Source organism: Roseibium sp. Sym1, from assembly GCF_027359675.1.
Classification (GTDB): Bacteria; Pseudomonadota; Alphaproteobacteria; order Rhizobiales; family Stappiaceae; genus Roseibium.
In genome coordinates, this window is the sequence record NZ_CP114786.1 from 943544 (window position 1) to 967900 (window position 24357).

The 24357-nt window shown below is 62.4% G+C and carries 22 protein-coding genes and 1 tRNA gene; 12 read left to right on the forward strand and 11 right to left on the reverse strand.

Going from position 1 to position 24357, the window contains the following annotated elements; all coding sequences use genetic code 11:
• The first annotated feature begins 105 nt into the window (after nt 1–105).
• Together O6760_RS04270 and O6760_RS33415 are read left to right on the forward strand one after the other, a co-directional pair.
• A complete protein-coding gene (locus O6760_RS04270; protein ID WP_269584248.1) occupies nt 106–480 on the forward strand; it encodes a hypothetical protein in 375 nt (124 codons plus the stop codon).
• On the forward strand, nt 468–2054 hold the full coding sequence (locus O6760_RS33415; protein WP_442969913.1) for a recombinase family protein: 1587 nt from the start codon (nt 468–470) through the stop codon (nt 2052–2054). Before O6760_RS04270 ends, O6760_RS33415 begins: the two co-directional genes overlap by 13 nt.
• Here the strand turns inward: O6760_RS33415 and O6760_RS04280 are convergent.
• A tRNA-Ala gene (locus tag O6760_RS04280) sits at nt 2005–2080 on the reverse strand. The two genes, O6760_RS33415 and O6760_RS04280, sit on opposite strands and share 50 nt — an antisense overlap.
• A gap of 152 nt (nt 2081–2232) precedes the next feature.
• Nucleotides 2233–2625, reverse strand: coding sequence for a TIGR02300 family protein (locus O6760_RS04285; protein WP_269584250.1), 393 nt, complete (start codon nt 2623–2625; stop codon nt 2233–2235).
• Between the two features lie 306 nt (nt 2626–2931).
• Between O6760_RS04285 and aroA the strand changes: the two genes are divergently transcribed.
• From aroA to rpsA, 3 genes are all read left to right on the forward strand, one after another.
• A complete protein-coding gene (gene aroA, locus O6760_RS04290) occupies nt 2932–4287 on the forward strand; it encodes a 3-phosphoshikimate 1-carboxyvinyltransferase (RefSeq protein WP_269584251.1) in 1356 nt (451 codons plus the stop codon).
• Nucleotides 4284–4910, forward strand: coding sequence for a (d)CMP kinase (gene cmk, locus O6760_RS04295; RefSeq protein ID WP_269584252.1), 627 nt, complete (start codon nt 4284–4286; stop codon nt 4908–4910). The genes aroA and cmk overlap by 4 nt, the downstream gene beginning before the upstream one ends.
• A 271-nt stretch (nt 4911–5181) precedes the next feature.
• A complete protein-coding gene (gene rpsA, locus O6760_RS04300; RefSeq protein ID WP_269584253.1) occupies nt 5182–6882 on the forward strand; it encodes a 30S ribosomal protein S1 in 1701 nt (566 codons plus the stop codon).
• Between the two features lie 107 nt (nt 6883–6989).
• On the opposite strand, the gene O6760_RS04305 is transcribed toward rpsA, so the two are convergent.
• Genes O6760_RS04305 through mtnK form a run of 4 tightly spaced genes read right to left on the reverse strand, consistent with a single transcriptional unit; the run spans nt 6990 to nt 11018 of the window.
• A complete protein-coding gene (locus tag O6760_RS04305) occupies nt 6990–7655 on the reverse strand; it encodes a class II aldolase/adducin family protein (RefSeq protein WP_269584254.1) in 666 nt (221 codons plus the stop codon).
• Between the two features lie 5 nt (nt 7656–7660).
• Nucleotides 7661–8653 carry a sugar-binding transcriptional regulator gene (locus O6760_RS04310; RefSeq protein WP_269584255.1) on the reverse strand — a complete coding sequence of 331 codons (993 nt, stop codon included), beginning with the start codon at nt 8651–8653 and terminating at the stop codon, nt 7661–7663.
• Entirely contained in the window at nt 8650–9759 is a 1110-nt protein-coding gene (gene mtnA / locus O6760_RS04315; RefSeq protein ID WP_269584256.1) for an S-methyl-5-thioribose-1-phosphate isomerase, read from the reverse strand. Before mtnA ends, O6760_RS04310 begins: the two co-directional genes overlap by 4 nt.
• Nucleotides 9756–11018: an S-methyl-5-thioribose kinase gene (gene mtnK, locus O6760_RS04320; RefSeq protein ID WP_269584257.1), complete on the reverse strand. Its 1263-nt coding sequence runs from the start codon at nt 11016–11018 to the stop codon at nt 9756–9758. Before mtnK ends, mtnA begins: the two co-directional genes overlap by 4 nt.
• 138 nt (nt 11019–11156) lie before the next feature.
• On the opposite strand from mtnK, the gene O6760_RS04325 reads away from it, so the two are divergent.
• The 3 genes from O6760_RS04325 to O6760_RS04335 are packed head-to-tail and all read left to right on the forward strand — an operon-like array spanning nt 11157 to nt 14811.
• Nucleotides 11157–12707: a sugar ABC transporter ATP-binding protein gene (locus tag O6760_RS04325; RefSeq protein ID WP_269584258.1), complete on the forward strand. Its 1551-nt coding sequence runs from the start codon at nt 11157–11159 to the stop codon at nt 12705–12707.
• Nucleotides 12708–12716: 9 nt separating this feature from the next.
• Complete coding sequence (locus tag O6760_RS04330) at nt 12717–13730, forward strand: ABC transporter permease (protein WP_269584259.1); 1014 nt, start codon at nt 12717–12719, stop codon at nt 13728–13730.
• A 55-nt stretch (nt 13731–13785) separates the two neighbouring features.
• On the forward strand, nt 13786–14811 hold the full coding sequence (locus tag O6760_RS04335; protein ID WP_269586214.1) for a substrate-binding domain-containing protein: 1026 nt from the start codon (nt 13786–13788) through the stop codon (nt 14809–14811).
• Between the two features lie 161 nt (nt 14812–14972).
• Here the strand turns inward: O6760_RS04335 and O6760_RS04340 are convergent, their stop codons facing one another.
• Nucleotides 14973–15638 (reverse strand): hypothetical protein, encoded by a 666-nt coding sequence (locus O6760_RS04340; protein ID WP_269584260.1) that lies wholly within the window; start codon nt 15636–15638, stop codon nt 14973–14975.
• 220 nt (nt 15639–15858) lie between these two features.
• Entirely contained in the window at nt 15859–17793 is a 1935-nt protein-coding gene (locus tag O6760_RS04345) for an FAD-binding monooxygenase (RefSeq protein ID WP_269584261.1), read from the reverse strand.
• Between the two features lie 293 nt (nt 17794–18086).
• On the opposite strand from O6760_RS04345, the gene O6760_RS04350 reads away from it, so the two are divergent.
• Together O6760_RS04350 and O6760_RS04355 are read left to right on the forward strand one after the other, a co-directional pair.
• Nucleotides 18087–18557, forward strand: a complete 471-nt coding sequence (locus O6760_RS04350; RefSeq protein WP_269584262.1) for a MarR family winged helix-turn-helix transcriptional regulator — start codon at nt 18087–18089, stop codon at nt 18555–18557.
• Between the two features lie 139 nt (nt 18558–18696).
• Nucleotides 18697–19125 (forward strand): FKBP-type peptidyl-prolyl cis-trans isomerase, encoded by a 429-nt coding sequence (locus tag O6760_RS04355; RefSeq protein WP_269584263.1) that lies wholly within the window; start codon nt 18697–18699, stop codon nt 19123–19125.
• 97 nt (nt 19126–19222) lie between these two features.
• On the opposite strand, the gene O6760_RS04360 is transcribed toward O6760_RS04355, so the two are convergent.
• The 3 genes from O6760_RS04360 to O6760_RS04370 are packed head-to-tail and all read right to left on the reverse strand — an operon-like array spanning nt 19223 to nt 22101.
• The gene (locus O6760_RS04360) at nt 19223–20269 is read right to left on the reverse strand and encodes a TRAP transporter substrate-binding protein (protein ID WP_269584264.1); all 1047 of its coding nucleotides are present in this window, start codon (nt 20267–20269) and stop codon (nt 19223–19225) included.
• A gap of 42 nt (nt 20270–20311) precedes the next feature.
• Nucleotides 20312–21595: a TRAP transporter large permease gene (locus tag O6760_RS04365; protein ID WP_269584265.1), complete on the reverse strand. Its 1284-nt coding sequence runs from the start codon at nt 21593–21595 to the stop codon at nt 20312–20314.
• Nucleotides 21592–22101, reverse strand: a complete 510-nt coding sequence (locus O6760_RS04370) for a TRAP transporter small permease (RefSeq protein ID WP_269584266.1) — start codon at nt 22099–22101, stop codon at nt 21592–21594. The genes O6760_RS04365 and O6760_RS04370 overlap by 4 nt, the downstream gene beginning before the upstream one ends.
• 172 nt (nt 22102–22273) lie before the next feature.
• Between O6760_RS04370 and O6760_RS04375 the strand changes: the two genes are divergently transcribed.
• On the forward strand, nt 22274–23197 hold the full coding sequence (locus O6760_RS04375) for a MurR/RpiR family transcriptional regulator (protein ID WP_269584267.1): 924 nt from the start codon (nt 22274–22276) through the stop codon (nt 23195–23197).
• A gap of 162 nt (nt 23198–23359) precedes the next feature.
• Nucleotides 23360–24346, forward strand: coding sequence for a signal peptide peptidase SppA (sppA, locus tag O6760_RS04380; protein ID WP_269584268.1), 987 nt, complete (start codon nt 23360–23362; stop codon nt 24344–24346).
• The last annotated feature ends 11 nt before the right edge of the window (nt 24347–24357 follow it).

The window sequence follows — 24357 nt, forward strand, 5'->3', positions numbered from 1 at the left end:
AATTGAAGTAGCTGGTCAGCACGCACCGCGTAGCTGAGACAGGTGGAGTTTGCCTGAAGCAATTCACGGCTAGGCAGTCCACATCAACAATGAGGAGAGCTAGAGGTGAGCGATATACAAGCCCCAACCATTCCTGAGCTTGATGGAGCAATAGAGAAGAACCGAGAAAGGCTGCCGACACTTCGCACCATCGAAATCGATTTCGACCGATACGCAGCTATCCTTGATGACCCGGAGCTAACTGAGGATCAGTCGGAACAAATCATTTTGGCGCTTTGGTCTATTGTTACCAGTTTTCTCCGGCTAGGATTCAATATTGATCCTGTTCAGCAGGCATGTGGACAAGTTGAAAATGAGCTTGATTTGGCGCGAATTCTTGATTCGCCTGAGCTAAAATCAGTTAATGCAAAAAGAAATGTAGAGGGTCCCAGCCGAAGAGGATCGGCAAAGACCGGAAAGAGTGAGACATGCAGAAAGTAGCGCTTCAGAAAAATGAGGGAAAACCCGCTCTAATTTACTGCCGTGTATCTTCGACTAAGCAAAAAACTGATGGCTCCGGCCTAGAGAGCCAGGAACACCGCTGCCGACAATATGCTGAAAGCAAGGGCTACAACGTCGAAATGGTCTTCCCTGATGACGTGTCAGGTGGTGGCAATTTCATGCAGCGCCCCGGTATGCGGGCGATGCTCGCCTATCTCGACGCGCAGGAAGACAAGTCCTATGTCGTGATCTTCGATGATCTGAAACGCTTTGCCCGCGACACCGAGTTTCATATCCGGCTTCGCCGTGAGTTTGATGAGCGGGATGCCGCAATCGAATGTTTGAATTTCAATTTTGAGAACACCCCTGAAGGTCGTTTCATTGAGACTGTCATAGCCGCCCAAGGACAGTTAGAACGCGAACAGAACCGGCGTCAGGTTCTTCAAAAAATGAAAGCACGTGTCGAGAAGGGCTATTACGTTTTCTGCCCTCCTGTCGGCTACAAATACGGCAAAGACAGAGTTCACGGAAAAATTCTTGTACCCGATGAACCGGTTGCTTCAATCGTCGCCGAAGCCCTCGAAGGGTATGCGAGTGGGCGCTTTAGTTCTCAAACCGAGATCAAACGTTTTCTTGAATCCAAGCCCGACTTTCCGAAAAGCACAGTCACAGGCATTGTTCGGATCACAAAAATCACCGAGATGCTTCAGAGGCCAACTTACGCAGGTTATGTAGAATCGCCGAATTGGGCGATCGCGCTGCGCAAAGGGCATCATGAGCCCCTTATTAGCTTCCAGACCTATGAGCGTATTCAGGCGCGACTCAAAAGCATCGCTGTCGCTCCTGCGCGCAAAGACATCAACATGGATTTCCCTCTGCGCGGTTTCGTTCTATGCGATGATTGCGGGGAGCCAATGACGTCTTGTTGGAGTAAGGGGCGAAAGAAGCATTACGCATATTACTTGTGTGATACGCCGGATTGCCCTTCAAAACGCAAATCCATTCCCCGCGCTAAGATCGAGGAAGGCGCAGAAGAAATTCTCCGCCAGCTACAGCCCACAAGAAGGCTGTTTAAGCTCGCCAGAACGATGTTTGAGGATGGCCGCAAGATACTCTTGGCTGAAGCCGAACGCGGGCGTGAGGCGCTTAGAACTCAAATTATCGACACAGAGCGCGAAATTGAAACCGTACTGGAGCGGATTGTCGATACATCGAGTAAGACGATGATCAAAGCGTACGAAGCACGAATTGAGAAGCTGGAGCGTCAGAAAATCCGGCTGACTGAACAGGCCGAAAACTGCATCCCGTCGAAGGGACACCTGAACGAATTTATCGAACACGCCCTGACATTTCTGGCAAGCCCTTGGACTATATACGAAAAAGGCGAGTTTGCGCTGAAAAGAACGGTGCTGAAATTAGCTTTTGCGGAGCCGCTACGATATAGCCGAGAAAAGGGTTATCGAACCGTAGAAACCGCCTTTCCATTCAAGGTGTTAGCGGAATTTAGTTTAATAAAGTGCGGAATGGTGGAGCCAAGGGGAATCGAACCCCTGACCTCTACAATGCCATTGTAGCGCTCTCCCAACTGAGCTATGGCCCCACGTTCCGTATGAGCGCCGGTTTGGGTCCCCGGCGTCGATGGAGGCGGAACATAGTCACACCTCCTCACAAGATCAAGCAGAAAATCTCACCAAATTCCGCGCGCCTTGTGGAAAACGCCGGACAGGGAAAAACCCCTGCCCGATCAATATCTTACTGATCCGAGTCCTCGTCGATTTCAACGCGGATGCCCGGAACCTTGTCTTCATCCTCATCGTCTTCGTCGATAAAGACGTCGTCGTCCGAGCTGTCGTCGTCATCCTCGAGCTCGACGTCGTCATCTTCCAGGTCCGGCACGTCGTCGCCGCCTTCGGCTTCCGCGTCGGCCTCTTCCAGGGTGACGATTTCCGGAGCAGCGGCGTCGTCCTCTTCTTCATCTTCCTCGGGGGCCTCTTCCACCTTGGCCGCCTTGGCCGCGCGGGAGGTCATGACCGCCTCGAACACGGTGCCGCATTTCGGGCAGGTGATCGGTTCGCGGTTGAGATCGTAGTATTTGGCGCCGCAGCTCGGGCACAGCCGCTTTGTGCCAAGTTCAGGTTTTGCCACTGTGCTCACCCTTCGTAGTTGTTGGACGACTTGAATTCGTGGGCAGCCCCATAGCCTCAAGAGGTTTCCCTGTCAAAGGCAAATCAGGGCAAATTCGTTGCTTGCCCCATTGTTCTGCATGTTGCGGGTTAAATTTCAAGCACCAGACAGGTTTATCCCAAAAGACCCGACGGGCGCTCCGGATCTCCCGGGGGCGAGAAATGCACCCGGAGCAGATGACGAAGCCGGATCAGCGTGATAGGACGTGACACCTTTTGACAACCGACGAGGGTCAGGTCCTGACCCTGAACTTGCGGACATTCGACAATGTCACACGAAACTGCGCCCACTCCCCTGACCGCGAGCCTGGGCAGCCCCCTGACCGGCACCATCCGGGTCCCGGGCGACAAGTCCATTTCCCACCGGTCGCTGATGTTCGGCGCGCTGGCCATCGGCCGCAGCACCGTCAAGGGCCTGCTCGAGTCCGAAGATGTCCTGGCCACCGCCGACGCCATGCGGGCGGTCGGTGCCACGATCGAGAAGCAGGCCGACGGCAGCTACACCGTCGACGGCATCGGTCTCGGCAGCCTGCTTGAGCCAGAGCATGTCATCGATTTCGGCAATGCCGGCACCGGCGTGCGCCTGACCATGGGTATATTCGGCAGCCACAACATCGCCGCGACCTTTGTCGGCGACGCATCGCTGTCCAAACGGCCGATGGGCCGTGTGCTGAACCCGCTGCGTGACATGGGCACCAACGTGATCGCCCGGGAAGGCGACCGCCTGCCCGCCTCGATCCGCGGGCCCGAACAGGCCCTGCCGCTGACCTATCGCGTGCCGATGCCCTCGGCCCAGGTGAAGTCCGCCGTGCTGCTGGCGGGGCTCAACGCGCCGGGCGAAACCACCGTGATCGAGCCGATCCCGACCCGCGATCATACCGAAAAGATGCTCAAGGGTTTCGGCGCGGACATTTCCGTCTCGCTGAACGAAGCCGGCGAACGTGTCATCAGACTGCAGGGCCAGCCGGAACTGAAACCGCAGGACATCGACGTGCCGGGCGATCCGTCGTCGGCCGGTTTCCCGCTGGTGGCGGCCCTGATCGTTCCGGGCTCCGATGTCACCATCGAGAACGTGCTCCTCAATGAACACCGCACCGGCCTGATCACCACCTTGATCGAAATGGGCGGCGACATCGAGATCGTTAACCGCCGCGAAACCGGCGGCGAAGAGGTTGGCGACCTGCGCGTCAGGGCCAGCAAGCTCAAGGGCATTACCGTGCCTGCAAGCCGCGCTCCTTCGATGATCGACGAATACCCCGTCCTGGCGATCGCCGCGGCCTTTGCGGAAGGCGACACCTTCATGCCCGGCCTGGACGAGCTCCGGGTCAAGGAAAGCGACCGTCTGGCCGCCGTCGCCCGGGGACTGGAAGCCAACGGCATTCCGTGCGTGGAAACCGAGGACACGCTGACCGTCACCGGCGGCGCCAACAATATCGGTGGCGGCACCGTGGTGACACATCTGGATCACCGCATCGCCATGGCGTTCCTGGTGCTCGGCATGGCGGCGGCGAACCCGGTGACTGTCGACGACGGTGCCGTGATCGCCACCAGTTTCCCGAGCTTCACGCCCTTGTTCGCCGGTCTCGGTGCAACGCTTACCGCCAAACCGAGCGAGGCCGCATGATCATCGCAATCGACGGCCCGGCCGCGTCCGGAAAAGGCACCTTGTCACGGCGGCTGGCGGACCATTTCGGCCTGCGCCACCTGGACACCGGCCTGACCTATCGCGCGGTGGCAGCCTCCCTGCTGGCCAACGGCAAGCCGCTCGGCGACGAGACGGTCGCCATCGAGGTGGCCCACAATCTCGATCTGGCGCAGATGGACAAGTCCGTTCTGTCGGCCCACGAGATCGGCGAGGCTGCCTCGCGCATCGCGGTGCTCGGCGGCCTGCGCAAGGAACTTGTCGAGCTGCAGCGGCGCTTTGCCGAAACGCCTCCCGGCGCCGTTCTGGATGGCCGGGACATCGGCACGGTGGTCTGCCCGCACGCCACCGTCAAGCTGTTCGTGACGGCGTCTCCGGAAGCCCGGGCACGGCGCCGCACAGACGAGATGATCTCCAAGGGACAGGAGGCCGTTTACGCCTCCGTTCTGGAGGATCTGAAGCGCCGGGACGAGCGCGACAGCCAAAGAACCGTGGCTCCGATGAAACAAGCGGACGATGCGGTCTTGCTTGATACGACAGAAATGGATATAGAAACCGCGTTCCAGACGGCCGTGGACATCGTTTCCCGCGCCGGGGATAGCTGAAGGACGTGGGGCTCACCCCTGGTGTGCCCCTGTTCGCGCATCCGGAGCAATACCGGCCGAGGCCGGCAGTTCTTGTTCAAGAACGAAACCGAATTTCGGCAGGACGCACCACAACTTGCGCCCTGTGACGAGACCGGATTTTCCGGCTCCCGCCCCGCCGGCCCGCTTTTTGAGCGGAAGGATCAGCGAGAACGCGATCCCGGGAGACTGAACAATCCGGAGTGCAACACCAACCCGCCGGCGGCGCGCCTGAAGGCGCCAGGAGAAAGACTTGACTGATTTTAATCCCTCCACCGAGGATTTTGCGGCTCTTCTCGAAGAGTCCTTCGTCCAGAACGACCTTTACGAAGGTGCTGTTGTCAAAGGCACCGTCGTTGCCATCGAAAAAGACCTCGCCGTCATCGACGTCGGCCTGAAGGTCGAAGGCCGCGTGCCGCTGAAGGAATTCGGCGCCAAGGGCCGCGACGGCGAAATGGGTGTCGGCGACGAAGTTGAAGTTTACCTGGAGCGTGTCGAAAACGCTCTCGGCGAAGCTGTTCTGTCGCGCGAAAAAGCACGCCGCGAAGAAAGCTGGGTTCGCCTCGAAGTTGCTTTCGAAGCCAACGAAAAAGTCAACGGCCAGATCTTCAACCAGGTCAAGGGCGGCTTCACCGTCGATCTGGACGGCGCCGTGGCCTTCCTGCCGCGTTCCCAGGTGGACATCCGCCCGGTGCGCGACGTGACCCCGCTGATGCACACCCCGCAGCCGTTCCAGATCCTGAAGATGGACAAGCGCCGCGGCAACATCGTCGTGTCCCGCCGTGTCGTTCTGGAAGAAACCCGCGCCGAACAGCGTTCGGAACTGGTCCAGAGCCTGGAAGAAGGTCATACCGTGGAAGGTGTGGTCAAGAACATCACCGATTACGGTGCGTTCGTCGACCTCGGCGGCATCGATGGCCTGCTGCACGTCACCGACATCGCGTGGCGCCGCATCAACCATCCGTCGGAAGTTCTCACCATCGGCCAGACCGTCAAGGTGCAGATCATCCGCGTCAACCAGGAAACCCACCGTATCAGCCTCGGCATGAAGCAGCTTGAGACCGATCCGTGGGATGGCATCGAAGCCAAGTACCCGATCGAAGCCAAGTTCACCGGCCGCGTGACCAACATCACCGACTACGGTGCGTTTGTCGAGCTGGAGCCGGGCATCGAAGGCCTGATCCACGTTTCCGAAATGTCCTGGACCAAGAAGAACGTCCATCCGGGCAAGATCGTGTCCACCTCCCAGGAAGTCGAAGTGATGATCCTGGAAGTCGACCCGGTCAAGCGCCGCATTTCGCTGGGCCTCAAGCAGACCCTGCAGAATCCGTGGGATGCGTTCGCAGAACAGTTCCCGATCGGCACCGAAGTCGAAGGCGAAGTCAAGAACAAGACCGAATTCGGCCTGTTCATCGGCCTCGACGGCGACGTGGACGGCATGGTCCACCTGTCCGACCTCGACTGGAACCGTCCGGGCGAGCAGGTCATCGAAGAGTTCAAGAAGGGCGACATGGTCAAGGCCGTCGTTCTGGACGTTGACGTCGACAAGGAGCGTATCTCCCTCGGCATCAAGCAGCTCTCCGGCGACCCGATGGATTCCGGCGCTGCCGGCGAACTGCGCAAGAACGCCGTCGTGACCTGCGAAGTCATCGAAGTCAAGGACAGCGGCCTGGACGTCAAGATCGCGGACAGCGACCTGACCGCGTTCATCCGCCGTGCAGACCTTTCCCGCGACCGCGAAGAACAGCGTCCGGAGCGGTACTCGGTCGGCGACAAGTTCGACGCCCGCATCACCCAGTTCGACAAGAAGACCCGCCGGGTCACCGTGTCGATCAAGGCCCTGGAAATTGCCGAAGAGAAGGAAGCTGTCGCACAGTACGGCTCTTCCGACAGCGGCGCTTCCCTTGGCGACATCCTGGGTGCCGCGCTGAACAAGCAGGGTGGCGACGAGTAAGATTTCGGCCTCTCTTCAAGAGAGCTGAAACGAGAAAGCCCGGCGGGAACGCCGGGCTTTTTTTGTGCCGGCACCTGCCGGCAGCGCCATGGAAAGCACAGCCGCTTCTAAGCGGTCTTGAGGCCGTAATTTTTCACCGCGCCGAGCACGTCACTGATCTCGCCGTCCGACAGAATGTGCGGCTTGCCGATGGTGCGGCTGAGGATATAGGCGCGCGCAAGCACCTCCAGCTCCTCCAGACGCCAGAGGCCCTTTTCAAGGGTCTCTCCGGTGACGACCGCCCCGTGGTTGGCCATCAGGCAACCGCTGCGCTGCGCCATCGCGGCCACCACTTCCGCGGCAAGCTCCTCGCTGCCGAACAGCGAATAGCCCGCCAGCGGCACGGTGTTTCCGCCGAACAGCGCGATCATGTAGTGACAGGCCGGGATTTCTTCCCGGTTGATCGACAGCGCCGTGCAATGAACCGGATGCGCATGGACCACGACATGCATCTCCGGCTTGGCCCGCAGCAGGGCCAGGTGGAACTGCCACTCGGTCGAGGGGGGATAAGGTCCTTCCGGGTCTCCGTCTCCGTCGAGCGGCAGGGACGCGAGCATGTCCGGCGTCATCCGGTCATAGGGGATGCCGGAGGGCGTGATCACCATGCGGTCGCCGGCACGGGCCGAAACATTTCCGGACGTGCCCTGGTTGATGCCACGGCGGTTCATGTCCAGGCAGGTGTCGATGATCGCCTGACGGAGGTCGGGCGTGTCGCGGTAGGGCGGTTTGAGCATTGTTGTCACGCGAGGTTGAGCATTTCAGCGGCGGTTTCGGAACAGGTGGCGACATGGGTGGCGTAGCCGCCGCGGATGGCGGCCAGCATCGGCCTGGCCCGGTTTTCACCGGATCCGACCAGAAGGCCCATGTCCTTGCCGCGCATCTGGTCCAGGGTGACGGCGATCATGCGGTCCTCGATCTCGCGGTTGAGACCGTTGCCGTCCTGATCGATCAGGCGGCCGCAGATGACGCCGGTGGCGCCCCGTTCCGCGCAGGCGCCGACTTCCGAGGGGTCGAGCAGCCCGGTATGGACCACATGGCTGTCCTCGGTGCAGGTGCCGCAGGCAAACAGGGTCTTGTTGCAGTCGGCAACGGCCTCGAGCTGCATGCGGATCACCGGCTCCTGCTTGAGACGGTCGACGAGATCCCGGTCCGACAGCAGCAGGGGCACATGCAGGTTGACGCAGTGCGCCCCGTAGCGGCGCGCAAGGGTCGCGGAGCAGGTCTCCGCCGCGAAGCCGAGCGCGGCGGGCCGCGACCCGACAAGCTGCACGACGGTCAGGTCGTCAACCGTGATCCTCGGGGCCGCTTCCGCGACCCTGTAGACGGTCTCCCCCCAGGCAACCCCGAGACGGTCGCCGGGTTCGAGCAGGCTGGGCAGCCAGTCGGCCACCACGCGGGTCACCCGGTCGAGCGAGGGGTCCGATCCGCCCGGCGCGGACGGAACGACGATGGCATCCTGCAGTCCGAAACGTTCGACAAGCCGCCGGGCCAGATCCTGGTTGCGGAAGATGTCGCTGTCCAGGCTGATGCGCACGTAGTCGCGCCGGCGCGCCTCGGAGAGGTAGTTGACGACCGTCGCCCGCGAAATGCCGAGACGCTCGGCAATCTCGTTCTGGTTCATGCCTTCCTGGTAGTAGCACCAGGTGACTTCGATGATCGCCTCGTCCTGCGAGCGGGCGCGCATGGCCGCCTTGCCTTCCGGCGGCCGGAACTTGCCGGAGCCGCCCGTCATGCGCTCTCGGCAAGCTTGCTGAGGTCCGGGAAAAGACCGGCCAGACCGTCGGCGCTCGCCTCGCAGACGCCGCGTTCCGTGATCAGGCCGGTGACCAGGTGATTGGGCGTCACGTCGAAGGCCGGGTTGCCGCCGGGCGTTCCGGCGGGCGTCACCTGCACCTGGCCGATGGCGCCGGTTTCCGTCAGGCCCTGAATGTGGGTCACTTCCCGTTCAAGCCGTTCCTCGATCGGGATTTCGGCGACACCGTTGTCGACCGCCCAGTCGATGGTCGGCGACGGCAGCGCGACATAGAAGGGCACGTTGTTGGCGTGCGCCGCCAGGGCCTTCAGATAGGTGCCGATCTTGTTGCAGACATCGCCGCGGCGGGTGGTGCGGTCGGTTCCGACGATCACCAGGTCGACCTGGCCGTGCTGCATCAGGTGGCCGCCGGCATTGTCGGTGATGTAGGTGTGCGGGATGCCGTGGCTGCCCAGCTCCCAGGATGTCAGGGCCCCCTGGTTCCGGGGCCGGGTCTCGTCCACCCAGACATGGATCGGGATTCCGGCATCATGGGCCTGGTACATCGGGCTGGTGGCCGTGCCCCAGTCGACCGTCGCGATCCAGCCCGCGTTGCAATGGGTCAGGATGCGCACCGGTTCGCCGTCCTTCTTCCCGGCTGCAATTTCACGAATGATCTCCAGGCCGTTCCGGCCGATGCTGCGATTGATCTCGACATCCTCGTCCGAGATTTCGTGGGCAAGCTTCAGGGCCGCCGCGGCACGGTCGGATTCGGACAATGCCTTCAGGTGGGCCCGGCAGCGGCTGAGTGCCCAACGCAGGTTGATGGCCGTCGGGCGGGTCTTGTCGAGAAAGGCAAACGCTTCATCAAGATGGGCGTCCGACGGATCGAGCCGGGCGGCCAGGGCCATGCCGTAAGCGGCCGTCGCGCCGATCAGCGGTGCGCCGCGCACACGCATCTCGACGATCGCGTCGGCGAAATCCTGCAACGTGTCCACCTGCTGGACGCGGAAGTCGTGCGGGAGCCAGCGCTGATCGATGATCTGCAACGCCTTTTTGCCGTCATCCCACCAGAGGGAGCGGTAATGCGTGCCGTTGACCTTCATGGGATGTCCTTTGCGTTAAAGCGGCGGGCAAGATCGAGAAGTCTTTCGGGACTGCCGAGCGCTTCCGACGTGTGAACGAGTTCGGCGCCCATCGCGAGATTGCGCGCTTCCAGGCGGCGTTTCAGATCCGTGTCCCGGATGTCCTCGAAATCGGCATTGTGGGCGAGCGACAGGGTGCGCCGGTGCATCTCGATGCCGCAAAAGCCGTAGGCTTCGGCCCGGATTTCGGCAAGAAGGGCCAGGCATGCCGCTTCCGACGACTGTCCCTGGTCCTCGAACAGGGCCGCCGGGTAGAGCATGCCGGTGCGCTCCGTTGCCCACAGGTGCCGGAACTCGGCCTCGAACGTGGCGAACACCTCGTCGATCACCGACAGGATCCAATCCTGGTATCCGGCAAGCTCCGCCGCGCTCCGGTGCGCCGGCTGGCTGAAATAGGCCATCAGGAAATTGGCCACCAGCATGCCGAGATCGAACCCCATCGGGCCGTATTGCACGAATTCCGGGTCGATGACCTTGCTCTCTCTGTCCGTCGACATGATCGAGCCGCTGTGAAGGTCGCCGTGGACCATGGTTTCCGTGTTCGAGGCGAATTTCATCAGCAGGTGCTGGACGCGCGCCTTGAGCTTTGCATCACCGCGCAGCCCGTCCACCACCGGATCGAGCCCCTCGGTGTGATGGTTCATCTCCGCATCGTAATAGGGATCGGTGAAGACCAGGGCCTCGGTGATCGCCGGGATCTCGACATTGCCGGAAAACAGGCCGACATCCTTTTTCTTGTCCGCGCTTTTCATGGACAGTTCGGAGCCGCGAAAGGCGGTGCGGGCGCAGAACCGGCCGAGGAAACTCCCAAGCCCGTCCACACGCTCGCCATCGATCAGCTTGCGGCGCAGGATCCTGTGGGGCGACAGGAACTCCATCACGATCAGCGCCTGCGCCTCATCGAAATGATGGACCTCCGGCACGGCACCCGGGTCGCGCTGCGCCTGGCGCACCAGCGCGTTGTTCTCGTAGAAGGCCCGGTAGAGCGGCAAGGGCCAGCTGTCGCCGACCAGCCGGACATAGGGCAGGGCCTGCTTGACGATGACCGCGCCCTTCGGCCCCTCGACGATAAACACCAGGTTCAGGTTGCCGTCGCCGACTTCCCTCACCTGCCACTGCGAAGGGTCGGATCCGATGCGTTCGGCAATGGCGGGAACCGTTGAAAGACGTCCGCCGAGTTCCTCCGGCGTCAACGGCCGGTACTGGTCTGGATTATCCATCCTGTTGTTCTTTCCTCCCGATTTGCCCCGAATAAAATGCAACCTTATTCAAAAGTCAACACTGTTGACAAATGACTATTTTGCATGTTGTAACGGATTTCAAGCGAGAGAAAAACTCGTCCGGAACTGGGAGGAAAGGTGGTAGAGGTCACCTGCAAACTGAGCGGGCTGGAGAAGTCCTTCGGGCGGAATCACGTTCTGCGCGGCATCGATCTGGAGCTGCGTGCGGGCGAGGTTACGGCACTGATGGGCGCCAACGGCGCTGGCAAGTCGACGCTGGTGAAGATCCTGTGCGGCTACCATTTCGCCGATGCCGGAGCGCTCACGCTTGGCGGTGCGCCCTATGAGCCGGCCGATGCCGCCGATGCCATTTCCAAGGGTGTCGTCACCGTGCACCAGTCCATCGACGACGGCGTCATTCCCGACCTGGACGTGGCCACCAACCTGACGCTGGACAGGCTGACCGAACCCGGCGCCGGTCTCTTCGTGAACGACCGCAAGCTGCGCCGGCAGGCCAGCGAGGTGGCGCAGGGCATGGGCCTGACCATGGACGTGCGCACACGGGTTGCGGATCTCGACGTCGCCGACCGCCAGATGATCGCGATCGCACGGGCCATGGCGCGCGCACCAAAGCTGCTCATTCTGGACGAACCGACCTCTTCCCTGTCCGCCTCCGAGGCCGAGCGCCTGTTCGCGCTGATCGACCGGCTCAGGGCGGAAGGCGTCGCCATTCTCTACATTTCCCACCGCATGTCCGACATCCGCCGGGTTGCGGACCGGATCGTCTCCATGCGCGACGGCGCGATCTCCGGTCTCTTCGAGACGGAACCGCTCGACTATGTCGGCGCGGTCAATGCCATGCTCGGCCACCAGATGACCGAGGTCGATATCGACCCGGTGAGCGGCGGCAAGGCCGTCCTGGAACTGGACGGCCTGCGACTGTTCGAGGACAGCCCGGCCATCAGTCTGGCTGCCCGCGAGGGTGAGGTGATCGCGGTGACCGGGCTTCTGGGCAGCGGCACCACCGAACTTGCCGAGATCATTTTCGGCCTCGCCGCGCCCGCCGGCGGCAGCATGCGGCTCGACGGCACGCCCTACAGTCCCTCCGGTGCATCCGATGCCGTTGCCAGGGGCGTCTTCATGTCGCCAAAGGACCGCGCGGTGAACGCGGTGGTGGCGGATTTCGACATCGCCAACAACATGACCCTGCCCTTCCTGAAGGCCTTCAGCCGGTTCTCCTTCCTGAGCGAGCGCGCGCAACGGCAGGCGGCCAGCGACATGATCGACAGGATCGGGGTTGTCTGCCAGAGCGACCGGGACGGCATCGGCACCCTGTCCGGCGGCAACCAGCAGAAGGTGATGATCGGCCGGTGGCTGCTCAAGGCCTCGCGTGTGCTGCTGCTGGACGAGCCCTTCCAGGGGGTCGATATCGGCGCGCGCCGCGACATCGGCCAGTACATTCGCCAGAGCGCCGCGGGGCGCACCACGCTCGTCTTCGTCGCGGAAATCGACGAAGCGCTCGAAATCGCCGACCGGATCATCGTCCTGAACGAGGCCGAGATTGCCGGCGAATACATCAACCGAAATGTCGACCTGAACAGCCTTGTCGCCGATGTCTCCGGTCCCGGCCGGCCCCAGACCAACGGCGCGGACCCGGATCAGGCACAAACGCAGGTCATGGCGGGATAACAGCACCAGATGAACAAGAACGCACTCGAACTCGCCATCCGATACGGTTTCCTCGTCCTGCTGTTCGGGCTGGCCGTCTTCTTCAGCCTCTATGCCAGCGGCTTTGCCAGCCCGCGCTCGGCCGTCTTCATCTTCCAGTCGGTCGCCATCACCGGCATCCTGGCGCTCGGCGTCACCTGCACGCTGGTGGTCGGCGGTTTCGACCTGTCGATCGGCTCCGTGGCGACCTCCGCCCTGATGCTGTCCGCCTATTCCATGGTGATCCTGGAGCAGTCCGCCTTCGTCGCGGTGGTTCTGTGCCTGGCGATGGGGGCGTTTGTCGGCCTCGTCAACGGGCTGCTTATCGTGAAGATGCGCGTGCCCGATCTCCTGGCAACGCTCGGCATGATGTTCCTGCTGATCGGTCTGCAGCGTATCCCGACCCAGGGCAATTCCATTGCCACCGGCATGAGCCTGCCCGACGGCTCCGTTGCCGAAGGCACGTTCTCGGCGGCCTTTCTCTGGCTCGGACGGCACCGGTTCGACCTGTTCCTGGACCGGCTTCTCCCGGTCCCGGTCGTGGTCTTCCTGCTGATCGCCCTGATCGTCTGGCTGTTCCTGGGCTACACCCGCCACGGCCGGTTGATGTATGCCATCGGGTCCAACGAACGCGCGGCGGGCCTCGTCGGCACCAATGTCCAGCGCTACAAGATCATTGCCTACATGATCTCAGGCATGCTCGCCTCCGTCGGCGGCATCCTGCTGGCCGCGCGGCTCGGCCGGGGCGACATTGCCTCCGGCAACAACCTGCTGCTCGACAGCGTCGCTGCTGCCCTGATCGGCTTTGCCGTTCTGGGCGCTGCCCGCCCGAACGCGTTCGGCACGGCAGCGGGCGCGCTGTTCGTCGGCATTCTTCTCCAGGGGCTCACGATGATGAATGCCCCTTACTACATGCAGGATTTCGTCAAGGGCGCCGTGCTCGTCGCCGCCCTCGTTTTCACATTTTACCTGTCTTCGCGCCGCGGCGGCAGGCGAACAGCGTGACGCCGAAAGAGCGCCACTCAGAATGGGAGGAAGCAACATGTTGAGACGTGAATTCATGAAGCTCGCGGTCGCCGCCGGGCTGGGACTGTCCGGGGGCAACGTCGCGCTCGCGGCCGACATGCCGGCACCGTTCGACAAGCCGGAAGACGTCAAGATCGCGCTGGTGCGCTACCTGTCGACCGGCGATTTCTTCCAGTCCTATCTTTCCGGCGTCGAACGCCAGGCGGAGGCCCTCGGGGTCGACCTGCGCGTTCTGGACAGCCGCCAGGATGCCGCGCTGCAGGCCGACATGGTCGACCAGGCGATCGCGCTCGGGGTCGACGGGATCATCATCCAGCACGGCCTGACGGAATCCATGAAAGCCGCGGCCCAGCGCGCTGTCGATGCCGGCATCAAGGTCGTCGCCTTCGACGTCAATGTCGAGAACGAAGCGGTTCCACAGGTCGAGCAGTCCGACTACCTGCTCGGCAAGCTGGCCCTGGAACAGGCCATCAAGGACAATGGCGACAGCTTCACCGCCGGCTATGTCTACGTGCCGGGGATTGCGCCGCTCGACCGCCGCGACGTCGCCTGGAAGGAAGTCAAGGAAGCCAATTCGGGCATCACCGAAGCGGCCATGTTCGGCACGCTCGACAACCCGATCGCCAACTCGGTCGCCAACCAGGCCCGGTCCGTCCTGCAGGCTAACCCGACCATCAATGTCGTGTTCGCGCCTTATGACGAATTCGCCAAGGGCGTGAAAATCGCCGTCGACGAGGCCGGCCTCAACCAGGACATCTCGATCTATTCCGCGGATGTGTCGACCGCCGATATCTCCGCGATGCGCGAACCCGATTCCGCCTGGAAGGCCACGGTCGCGACCAACCCGGCAGTTGTCGGCGAGGTCTGCGTGCGCACGCTCGCCCTGATGCTGGCCGGCGGCGACCCGGGCAAGCAGGTGGTGGTGCCGCCGACCCTGATCACGCAGGCGTTCCTGAACGAGCAGGATGTCAGGAACATGGACGACCTCGGCAAGAAGATGCCTCAGTTCCAGCACGCGGACGTTTCCGTCGCCGAATGGATCCCGCTGCCCGCGCGCTGATCCCGCAACCGCAGTTGGGCGACGCGCCACGCGCTCGTCAATCCCGCAACCAGCAAGCCCGGCATTTCTGCCGGGCTTTTGTTGATTGCGCCCGAACGCGCGGGCCTGCGCACATGAGCCGGCCGAAATTCCTGGAACGGCGGCCCGGCATGCTCCGGGGCTCACTTGACGACCTGGGTCGTCCAGGTCCCGTCGGCGTTCAATGTCACATCGATAACCGAATACCCGCTCGAGAAATCACACAAAGCGGCGGCGACGCTGGAGCTGGCAAATTCCAGCACCGAGCCGGGAAGCGTGTTCCCCGTTGCCACATAGTATTTGTGCAAAGGCTGACACTCGGTGACGCTGTTCGGCATTGCGTGGACGAAGTTCGAGAGCGTGACGCCTCCGTTGACATTGACCGCGGTGCCGATGTTGTAGATCTTGGGCGGTGCGAAGGCGGGCATCGTGATCCGGAAGGCGCCTCGCTGCACATCGAACCCGGCGGTTGGCAGAGACAGTCCGAGCGGCGTCACGCTCGCTTTCGTTGTGTCCAGGGAAGACCCCGAGCCGCCCGAAAGTTCGATCGGCCGGCTTGCCGAGGCGAATCCCGAGGCAGCCCCGATAACGGGTGAGCTGGTTGCTTCCTGGAGCCCGGCATAAAACTGCGCATCGATCTGGAAGGTCAGAATCGACCCGGTCTCTGCATAGCTTCCCAAGGCCTGACTGTAGAGGCTGTTGCTGTAAACCACAGGGCTTCCAGAGAAAACAGGCGGCTGTTGGAAGATCGTAAAATAATTTGTCCGAGCCTCGTTGTTTTTGACATTAATCGTGTAAACACTGCCCATTATTGCACCTCCCCGGAAAACCAGATCCTGGACGGACAGTGCTCGTCACGAGGGTCGCACCTCTCCAGCCCGGGGAAGCCTAATGTACACGCCTGGGAAATTCGACCTGTAATTGTCTGGTCGGAAAAATCTACTTTAGCGCGGCAGCGGGGACAGGTCGCTGCAGGCCCGGACCGGGCGGTGGTCGCCTCGGCTTCGCGGGCGCCGCCCCGATGCAGGTTCAGGTCTGAGGCAAAAGGATCGGCTCGAAGAAGTCCGCAAGTTCTCCATGGGCGTCAAGCGGCAGCACGTCGGCGACATACTGGTCCGGCCGCACGATCACCAGGCAGCCGGCCTGGCGGTCGATGCAGCGCAGGTCGAAGATGTCGGGGCCGTTTTTGAGGTCCGGGCAGAACATCTTCTCGTAGTCGCGCAGACCGTAGCGGCCCTTGGCCGGCAAGAGGGCCGGATGCATGTCCTCAGGGGAGAGATCGCGAAAGCCCTGCTGGAAGACTGCGCGCAGATCGATGATCGAATCCGGGTCCTCTCCCGGCTTTGTGTGTCTGAGGACCGGTGACGCCGGCGCGGTTTGCAGAAAGTCGCACAGACCGTGGATTGCCGAGCTCTTGTCCGCCGGATCTCCGGCACCGGCAAAGGCATAGAGGCGCCAGCGGCCATCAGCACTGACTGTGTGGCCGAGCTGCAGCGGCTTGCCGTCGGCGAGGCGGACCACCGGTGCCGACTGGAACCGCATGCCGATGGGGAAACCCGTGGCAAGGTGCTGGTATGTTCCTGTTCCGGTCAGCAGCGACGGCTGGTAGCGCGTGGCGGTGCCCGCGGTGTAGCGGCCGTGCTGGACGAAATATTCCTGCACTTGTGCCGGCTCGACTCCGTCCGGATGCTCGGCGGATTTCACCGGGGCGCTGACCATGCGCGACCAGTCCCGGTCGAAATCGATCAGGTTCTGTGCAATCGCCTGGCGCTCGGCAGAATAGCTTGCCAGCAGCTGCGGCGCGCTGCGCCCGGTCAGGACATGGGCCAGCTTCCAGCCGAGATTGAACGTGTCCTGCATGGAGACATTCATGCCCTGCCCGGCCTTGGGACTGTGGGTGTGGCAGGCATCGCCCGCGATGAAGACCCGCGGCAGGCGCGTGCCGGTCTCCCCGTCCGAAACGTCGTCGAACTTGTCGCAAATCCGTTGGCCGATCTCATAGACCGACCACCAGGCAACTTCCTTCACATCGAGCGAGTGCGGATGGAGGATCCGCCTTGCGGCATCGATCAGATGGTCAACGGTGATGTTGCGGCTGGAAACCCGCTCGTCCGGGTTGAGCTTGTCCAGTTCCACGTAGATGCGCACGAGATAACCACCCTCGCGCGGGATGATCAGGATGCTGCCCTCGCCTGACGACTGCACCAGCGACTTGAACCGGATATCGGGAAAGTCGGTGACGGCGAGCACGTCCATCACACCCCAGGCCTGGTTGGCGCTGTCGCCCTTGAGCTCCCGGCCGAGAGACTTGCGCACCGTGCTGCGTGCGCCGTCGCAGCCGACGACATATCTTGCCCGGACGGTTTCCACTTCACCCTCATGACCGGCATCGGTGCGCTCGAGCCGGACCGTGACGGCGGTGTCGCCCACGGGCGCGGCCGCGTCGATTTCCAGCCCTGCAAGACGGCGGGAATAGTTGGGTTCCAGCCGGTTGGGCGAATTGCGCATGATCTCCAGGTAGAAATCGTGCACCCGGGCCTGGTTCAGGATCACATGCGGGCATTCGGACAGCCCGTCCTCGACATCCTGGACCCGGCCGCTGCGGGCAATCACCTGCGGATTGTCCGGGTCCGGCTTCCAGAAGGTGACCTCGTTGACCTGGTAGGCTTCCTTTTCCAGCCTGTCCGCGAATCCGAAGGCATGGAACATTTCCATGGTGCGGCAGGCGACCCCGTCCGCCTGGCCCAGTTCCAGCGGGCCGGGTTTCTGTTCGACGATCCGCGTGCGGATGTCCGGAAAGGCCGAGAGCTGCGCCGCAAGGGTCAGCCCGGCCGGGCCGCAACCGACGATCAGAACGTCCACCTCCTCCGGGAGCGTGTCCGTATCGGCACGCGCGGCCGGGTTCCGGGTTTCCTCGAAGATCACCGGATCGCCGGTCTGAAAGCCGTTGAGGTGGAATTGCATCGCGCCGTCTCCTCGCCCGGTCCCACGGACCGCCCGCCTGCCGGGCAGGCGGTCCGTCAGCCGTTTCATGTGGTTGGTGGCCGTACGTCCGCCTCGGAACGACGACCCGTTTTCTTGATGGGGCCACGCGAAAAGGTGCCGGTCTTTGCCGCCGGTATCGGCTTCCCGCTTTCGGCTTTCCGCCTTCGATGCACGAACAGGCATCGACAGCGGATAATTATGCAGTATACTGATGATCAGTATGCTGTCAAATATAATCAGCATACTTCCTTTTTAATTGCCGGGAGCGCACAGTGACAGACCTCAAGGACATGCCGGGCCACTTGATCCGCCGGATGCAGCAGATTGCCGTCGCCGTGTTTCATGCGGAAGTGGAAGAGACCGGCATCGATATCACGCCGGTGCAATATGCGGCTCTCGTGAGGGTCGCGGGGAATCCGGGCATCGACCAGGTGACCCTTGCGGGCCTGATCGCCTATGATCGAACCACCATTGCCGGCGTGGTCGACAGGCTGGTGCAGAAAGGCTTCCTGACACGAGAAGTCAGTGCGAAGGACCGCCGGGCCAAGGTCCTGCACCTGACGGGCGCGGGCGAACACGCCCTGAACGTGCTGACCCCGGCCGTGAAAAAAGCGCAGTCGGTAATGCTGCGTGGTCTTGACGACACCGAGGCCGGCGAATTCATGCGACTGCTGCGAAAGGCCATGGAAGCCGTGAACGACCTCAGCAGGGCGCCGCTGCGCGGGCTGCCGCCGAAAGACTGAGCGCCTCCACACGCTGGTCGGGGCCTTGCCCGCCGCCCTTTGACATTTGCGGCCACTTCTTTAGGCTGGACGGCACGACGAGCACCTGCATAGACGCGGCCTCAAAACTCACCCACAAGACAGAATTGCGATAGGCACCATGACCGAAGCCAAAGCCGGCGACACGGTTCAACTTCATTACAAGGGCACGCTGGACGACGGCTCCGTCTTTGACAGTTCCGAAGGACGGGACCCGCTTGAATTCACAGTCGGCTCCGGACAGATCATTCCGGGTCTCGACAAGGCCATTCCGGGCATGAAGGTCGGCGACGAAAAGACCGTCCGGATCGAGGCGGACGAAGCCTACGGGGCCCACAACCCGGCAGCACGCCAGGCCGTGCCGCGGTCGAACATTCCGGACAACGTACCGCTCGAAGTCGGCATGCAGCTCCAGGCCCAGACCGAAAACGGCCAGATGATGACCGTCGTTGTCGCCGAAATCGCCGAAAACGAAGTGGTCCTGGACGCCAATCACCCGCTGGCCGGCAAGGCCCTGACCTTCGCCATTCAGCTGACCGGGATCAGCTGATCCGGTTGGAGCGCAATGACAAAGGCCCCGCATTCACCTGCGGGGCCTTTTTTCTTGCATGCACGGCAAGCAGGTTCAGCCCTGGCCGCGGCGGGCGTCAGTCCATGTAGATGCTGCCATTGGCCTTCTCGACTTCCGCCTTGAAGCTTGCCAGCAGTTCGTTGGCCTTCGGGTCGAGATTTTCCGCGACATGGGTCTCGAAGGCCGGCTGGGCAGCGGCGGCCATTGCAGCGCGCTGGTCGGCGGAGAGCGCCGTCACTTCCATCTTGTCCATCAGCCCGGCAAGGCCGCGGTCGGACGCTTCAATGATGCGCGACAGGCCGCGGCTTGCCGAGACGCAGCTCTCGGCCGCGTAGCGCAGGGTCTTCTGCTGGTCTTCGGTGAGGCCTTCATAAAAGTCCCGGTTGACCATGAAAGTGTAGGGCGAGAACAGGTGGTTGGTCAGCGTCAGGTATTTCTGCACTTCCGAAAACTTGGCGAAGGAGATGATCGGCACCGGGTTCATCTGGCCGTCGATCACGCCGGTCTGCAGGCCGGAATAGACCTCGCCCCAGGAGAGCGGGTAGGCCTGGGCGCCGAGCGCCTGGACGATGGTCTGGTGAGACGGCAGTGTCATGGTACGGATGCGAATGCCGTCGAAATCCTCGACCGAAGCGATCGGCTGCTTGGAGTTGGTCACCGCGAAGAAGCCACCCGTGTCCGGAAAGCCGAGCACGACGACATCTTCGAGCGTCGCCTCGATGTCTGCAGCAAGCGCCTTGCCGAAGGCGCCGTCGAAGACTTCATAGGTCGCCGCGTTGTCTGCGAAGGCGAAGGGCAGGTTGAGAACGTCGATGCGCGGGTAATAGCTGGCCAACGCGCCGGTCGAGGTCAGCGTGGCCTGAAGCACGCCGTCGCGGACATGCTGGACGTGTTCGGCGGCGGAGCCGAGCTGGTTGGACCCGAACACTTCCACGTCGACGGCGCCATTGGTGTCGGCCTCGACGATGTTGGAGAACACGGCCGTACAGGCGTGAGCCGGATTCTCGAACGGATCGGTCTTGTTGTCGTGCCCGAACTTGAGCACCTTGCCGTCGGCAAGCGCGCTTCCGGCCATCAGCGATGCGACGAGGCCCGCGGCCAGTCCCTTGGCGATGGTTTTCATGTCTCTCTCCACTTCCTCTGTCAGGTTTTTGGTTTTGAGGTGTTACGGGACGAACCCGAAGGCGCGCGGCAGAAACAGTGCCGCGCTTTCCCAGAAGGCAAACAGGAACAGAACGGCCACTTCCGCGGCCAGGAACGGCCCCAGCTTGATGGCGATCCGTTCCAGCTTTTCTCCGGTGACCGATGAAAGAACGAACAGGCAGGCGCCGACCGGCGGTGTCATCAGGGAGATGTTGAGGGCCAGCACGAAGATGATGCCCGCGTGAATAGGCTCCAGCCCGACCTGCGCGGTGAGCGGCACCAGCACCGGGGCAAGGATGATCAGGATGGCGGTGATATCCATGACCATGCCGACAATCAGCAGGAAGCCGATGATGATCGCGATCACCAGGTAGCGGTTGTCGGCCATCCCCAGGATGGTCTCGGCCAGCATCTGCGGGATGCGCTCGAAACTCATCCACCAGCCGAGAATGCCGGCAAAGGCGATGATGACGAAGATCACGCCGGTGATCCGGGCCGTGCGCACCAGCATGCTGTAAAGCGCCTTCATGGTCAGCGTCCGGTAGACGAAGGCGCCGATGAAGAGCGCATAGGCAACGGCAATCGAGGCCGCTTCGGTCGGCGTCACGACACCGCCCAGAATGCCGCCGAGGATGATCACCGGCATCAGGAGGGCGGTGAGCGAGGACACGAAAACCTGGCGGATTTCTCTCAGGTTCGCCCGGCGCTCTGCCTTGGGCAGGCTGTTGCGCGTGGCGCCGAGGGCAATCACCGCCATGCAGACGCCGCAGATGATCAGGCCCGGCAGGATGCCCGCCGCGAACAACCCGCCGATCGAGACCCCCATCAGCGAGCCGTAGACAACCATCAGCCCGGAGGGTGGAATGGTCGGGCCGATGATCGAGCCGGCGGCGGTCACCGCGCAGGCATAGTCGCGGCGATAGCCTTCCTTGACCATGGCGGGCACCAGGGTGCGCCCGAAGGCGGCGGCATCCGCGGTCGCCGAGCCGGTCAGGCCGGCGAAAAACACCGAGGCCAGCATGTTGGTATGCGCAAGACCGCCCCGGAAATGACCCACCAGCACCTGGGCGAGACGCACCAGGCGGTCGGTGATGCCGGTCTGGTTCATGATCTCGCCGGCCAGGATAAAGAACGGCATCGCCAGGAACGGGAAGATATTGAGCCCGTTGAAAATCCGGCTCGGACCGATCGCGAGGAACTGGCCGCCCCCCATGTCGATCAGACCGATCACCCCGGCCGCACCGATGGCAAAGCCGATGGGCATGCCCAGAAGAACAAAGCCGATGAAAACAGCTGCGACGATCATGCGGAGGCCTCCCCGAACGGAGGTGTGTCGAGATGTGTGCCCGCGTCGCGGATCATGGCGAGCACGGTCTGGATGCTGGCCAGTGCCGCTGCCACCGGGATGGCCGCGTAGAAAGGCTGCAGGCTGACGCCGAAGATCATCGCCTGGCGCCTGGCACCACTTTCGGCAAAGCCCAGGCCAAACCAGAAGACATAGAGAAACAGGGCCAGGATACAGAGATCGATCGCAATCAGGACCGGTCTGCGCAGCCCAAGCGGCACGCGCATGATCGCGGCGGTCAGCCCGATATGGTCGCGGCGGGCGATGCCCGAGGAGACCGCCAGCATCGCCGCCCAGATCATCAGATACCGCGCGATGATTTCCGGCCAGGGCAATTGCCAGTGAAAGAAATAGCGATCAACGACGCCCAGCCAGACATCTAGCACCAGCAAAGCCATCAGCACGGCCACAACGGCTTCAACGCCCCTGTTCAGTTTCATGCTGGAATTGGCGGCCCAGTCGCGCATGTATCCCCCACCTGCAAAATGTATCTTAATTACATTTTCAGAGGAGAAATCGCTTTTCGTCAAGCCATTTTTGTTTTTAAGTTACATTTCAACCGTGGTTTGAGCTATTTTCAGACCTGCGTTGACGAAAATCTGTAATCAAATTACAAATGCCGCAATCAGGGAGACCCGCGTGCAGGCGAAAATCAGAACGCCATCCGGCGACAGTTCGAGCGGCCAGGCCGCCATAGACCTCATCTCGGCTCTCCGCGACCATGACGGCCGCTTCCCGGCCCGGGAACAGAAGGTGGCGGACTACGTCCAGGAACACCTGTCCGACATCTCCGACATGACCATCGCCCAACTGGCCAAGGCCGCCGGCGTCAGCACGCCGACCGTGGTCCGCTTCTGCCGCACGCTCGGCTGCGACGGGTTTCGCGAGTTCAAACTGCGCCTGGCACAGAATCTCGCCGTCAGCCTGCAATATATTTCCGCCCCGACGAACAGCGAACAGGTGGCAAGCGACACCGCCATCGACCGGGTTCTGGGCGCGCTTTACGCCACGGCCAACGTGATGCGCGGCCAGGTGGACCCCGGCGTTCTCGAACAGGCCGTTGCCGGGATTTCCGAGTGCAGGCAGCTGGTGGCGGCCGGCATCGGCGGCGGATCGTCGATGGTTGCGAACGAGGCGGCCAACCGGTTCTTCCGGCTCGGCATTCCCTCCGTCGCCCTGGAGGACAGCTACCTGCTGCAGATGCGGGCGGCGACGCTCGGCCCGGACGACGTGCTGCTGTGCGTCTCGGCGAGTGGCGAGGCGGAGGAACTTGTCAGCGCCGCCGAGATCGCCGGCGGCTATGGTGCGACGACCATCGCCATCGCTCCCAAGGGATCCAGGCTCGCGCAGATCTGCAGGACCGCGATCCTGGTCGACCTGCCCGAGGACCCGGACATCTACAAGCCGACGGCGTCGCGTTACGCCCATCTGATCATCGTCGACGCCATCGCCATGTCCGTCGCCCAGGCACGCACCGCCACAACCACCGAAAACCTGCGCCGCATCCGGGCCTCCCTCACCGCCTTTCACGGCCGGACAGGTCCGCAACCGCTCGGCGACTAGGGTACAGCCCAAAATTTGCGCTTTCTGTCACCGATCGGGCCCGGCTTGCCTGAAACTGCCGTATTCTGATGCGAAAGTTTCACATGCCGATTGCATTTCCGGCAATGGTCACCCTATGTAGGTTGTTGGTTTTCAATGCTCTTGTCCGGGGACACGTAATTCATGTCTGTAGATATCGATGCGCTCGTGGATAGACGGCGGCTGAGGCGCAAGGTGACTTTCTGGCGGATCGCCACCTTTGTTGTCATCGCCATCGCGCTTGTCGCCGGCATCCTTTATGCGTCCGGCGCATCGGAATTGTCCAAGCGCACGGCCCATGTGGCCCGCATCCCGGTCGAGGGTGTCATCATCGAGGACCGCAAGGCGCTCAAGATGATCGAGAAGATCGCCAAGTCCGACGCGGTCAAGGGCGTCGTCATCTCGATCAATTCCCCCGGCGGCAGCACCACGGGCGGTGAAGCGCTCTACGAGGCGCTGCGCGGCCTGTCGGAGAAAAAGCCGGTCGTGGCGGAAATCCGCACCGTCGGCACGTCCGCCGGCTACATGGTCGCCCTTGCCGCCGACCACATTGTCGCCCGCTACAACTCGATCACCGGGTCGATCGGTGTCCTGTTCCAGTTCGGCAACATCCAGAAACTGCTGGACACCGTCGGTGTCGAGATGGAAGCCGTCAAGAGCGCTCCGCTCAAGGCCGAACCCGACTTCTATTCCCAGACGAGCCCGGAGGCACGGGCAATGCTCCAGAGCCTGGTCGAGGACTCCTATGACTGGTTCGTCGGCCTTGTCGCGGAGCGCCGCGCTCTCGAGCCGGCGAAGGCCCGTGAACTGGCCAACGGCCGCATCCTGACCGGGCACGACGCCCTGTCGGAAAAGCTCGTCGACGGCATCGGCGGTGAGGAGGCCGCGATCGCCTGGCTCGAGAGCGAGCGGGGCGTGGCCAAGGACCTTCCCGTCGTGACCTGGTCGACAAACGAGAACCTCGAGGAGCTTCCATTCTCCTCCCGTGTCTCCCGAGAATTCGGAAAAGGTATCGGATCTGTCCTTCTGGACCCGATTAATGACGCTAAGGGGCTGATTCCACGAGGTCTTACGCTTGACGGGCTCGTATCCGTTTGGCAGGCTTCTGACGCGGCAGACAATAATCACTAGGCGAGGGGGCT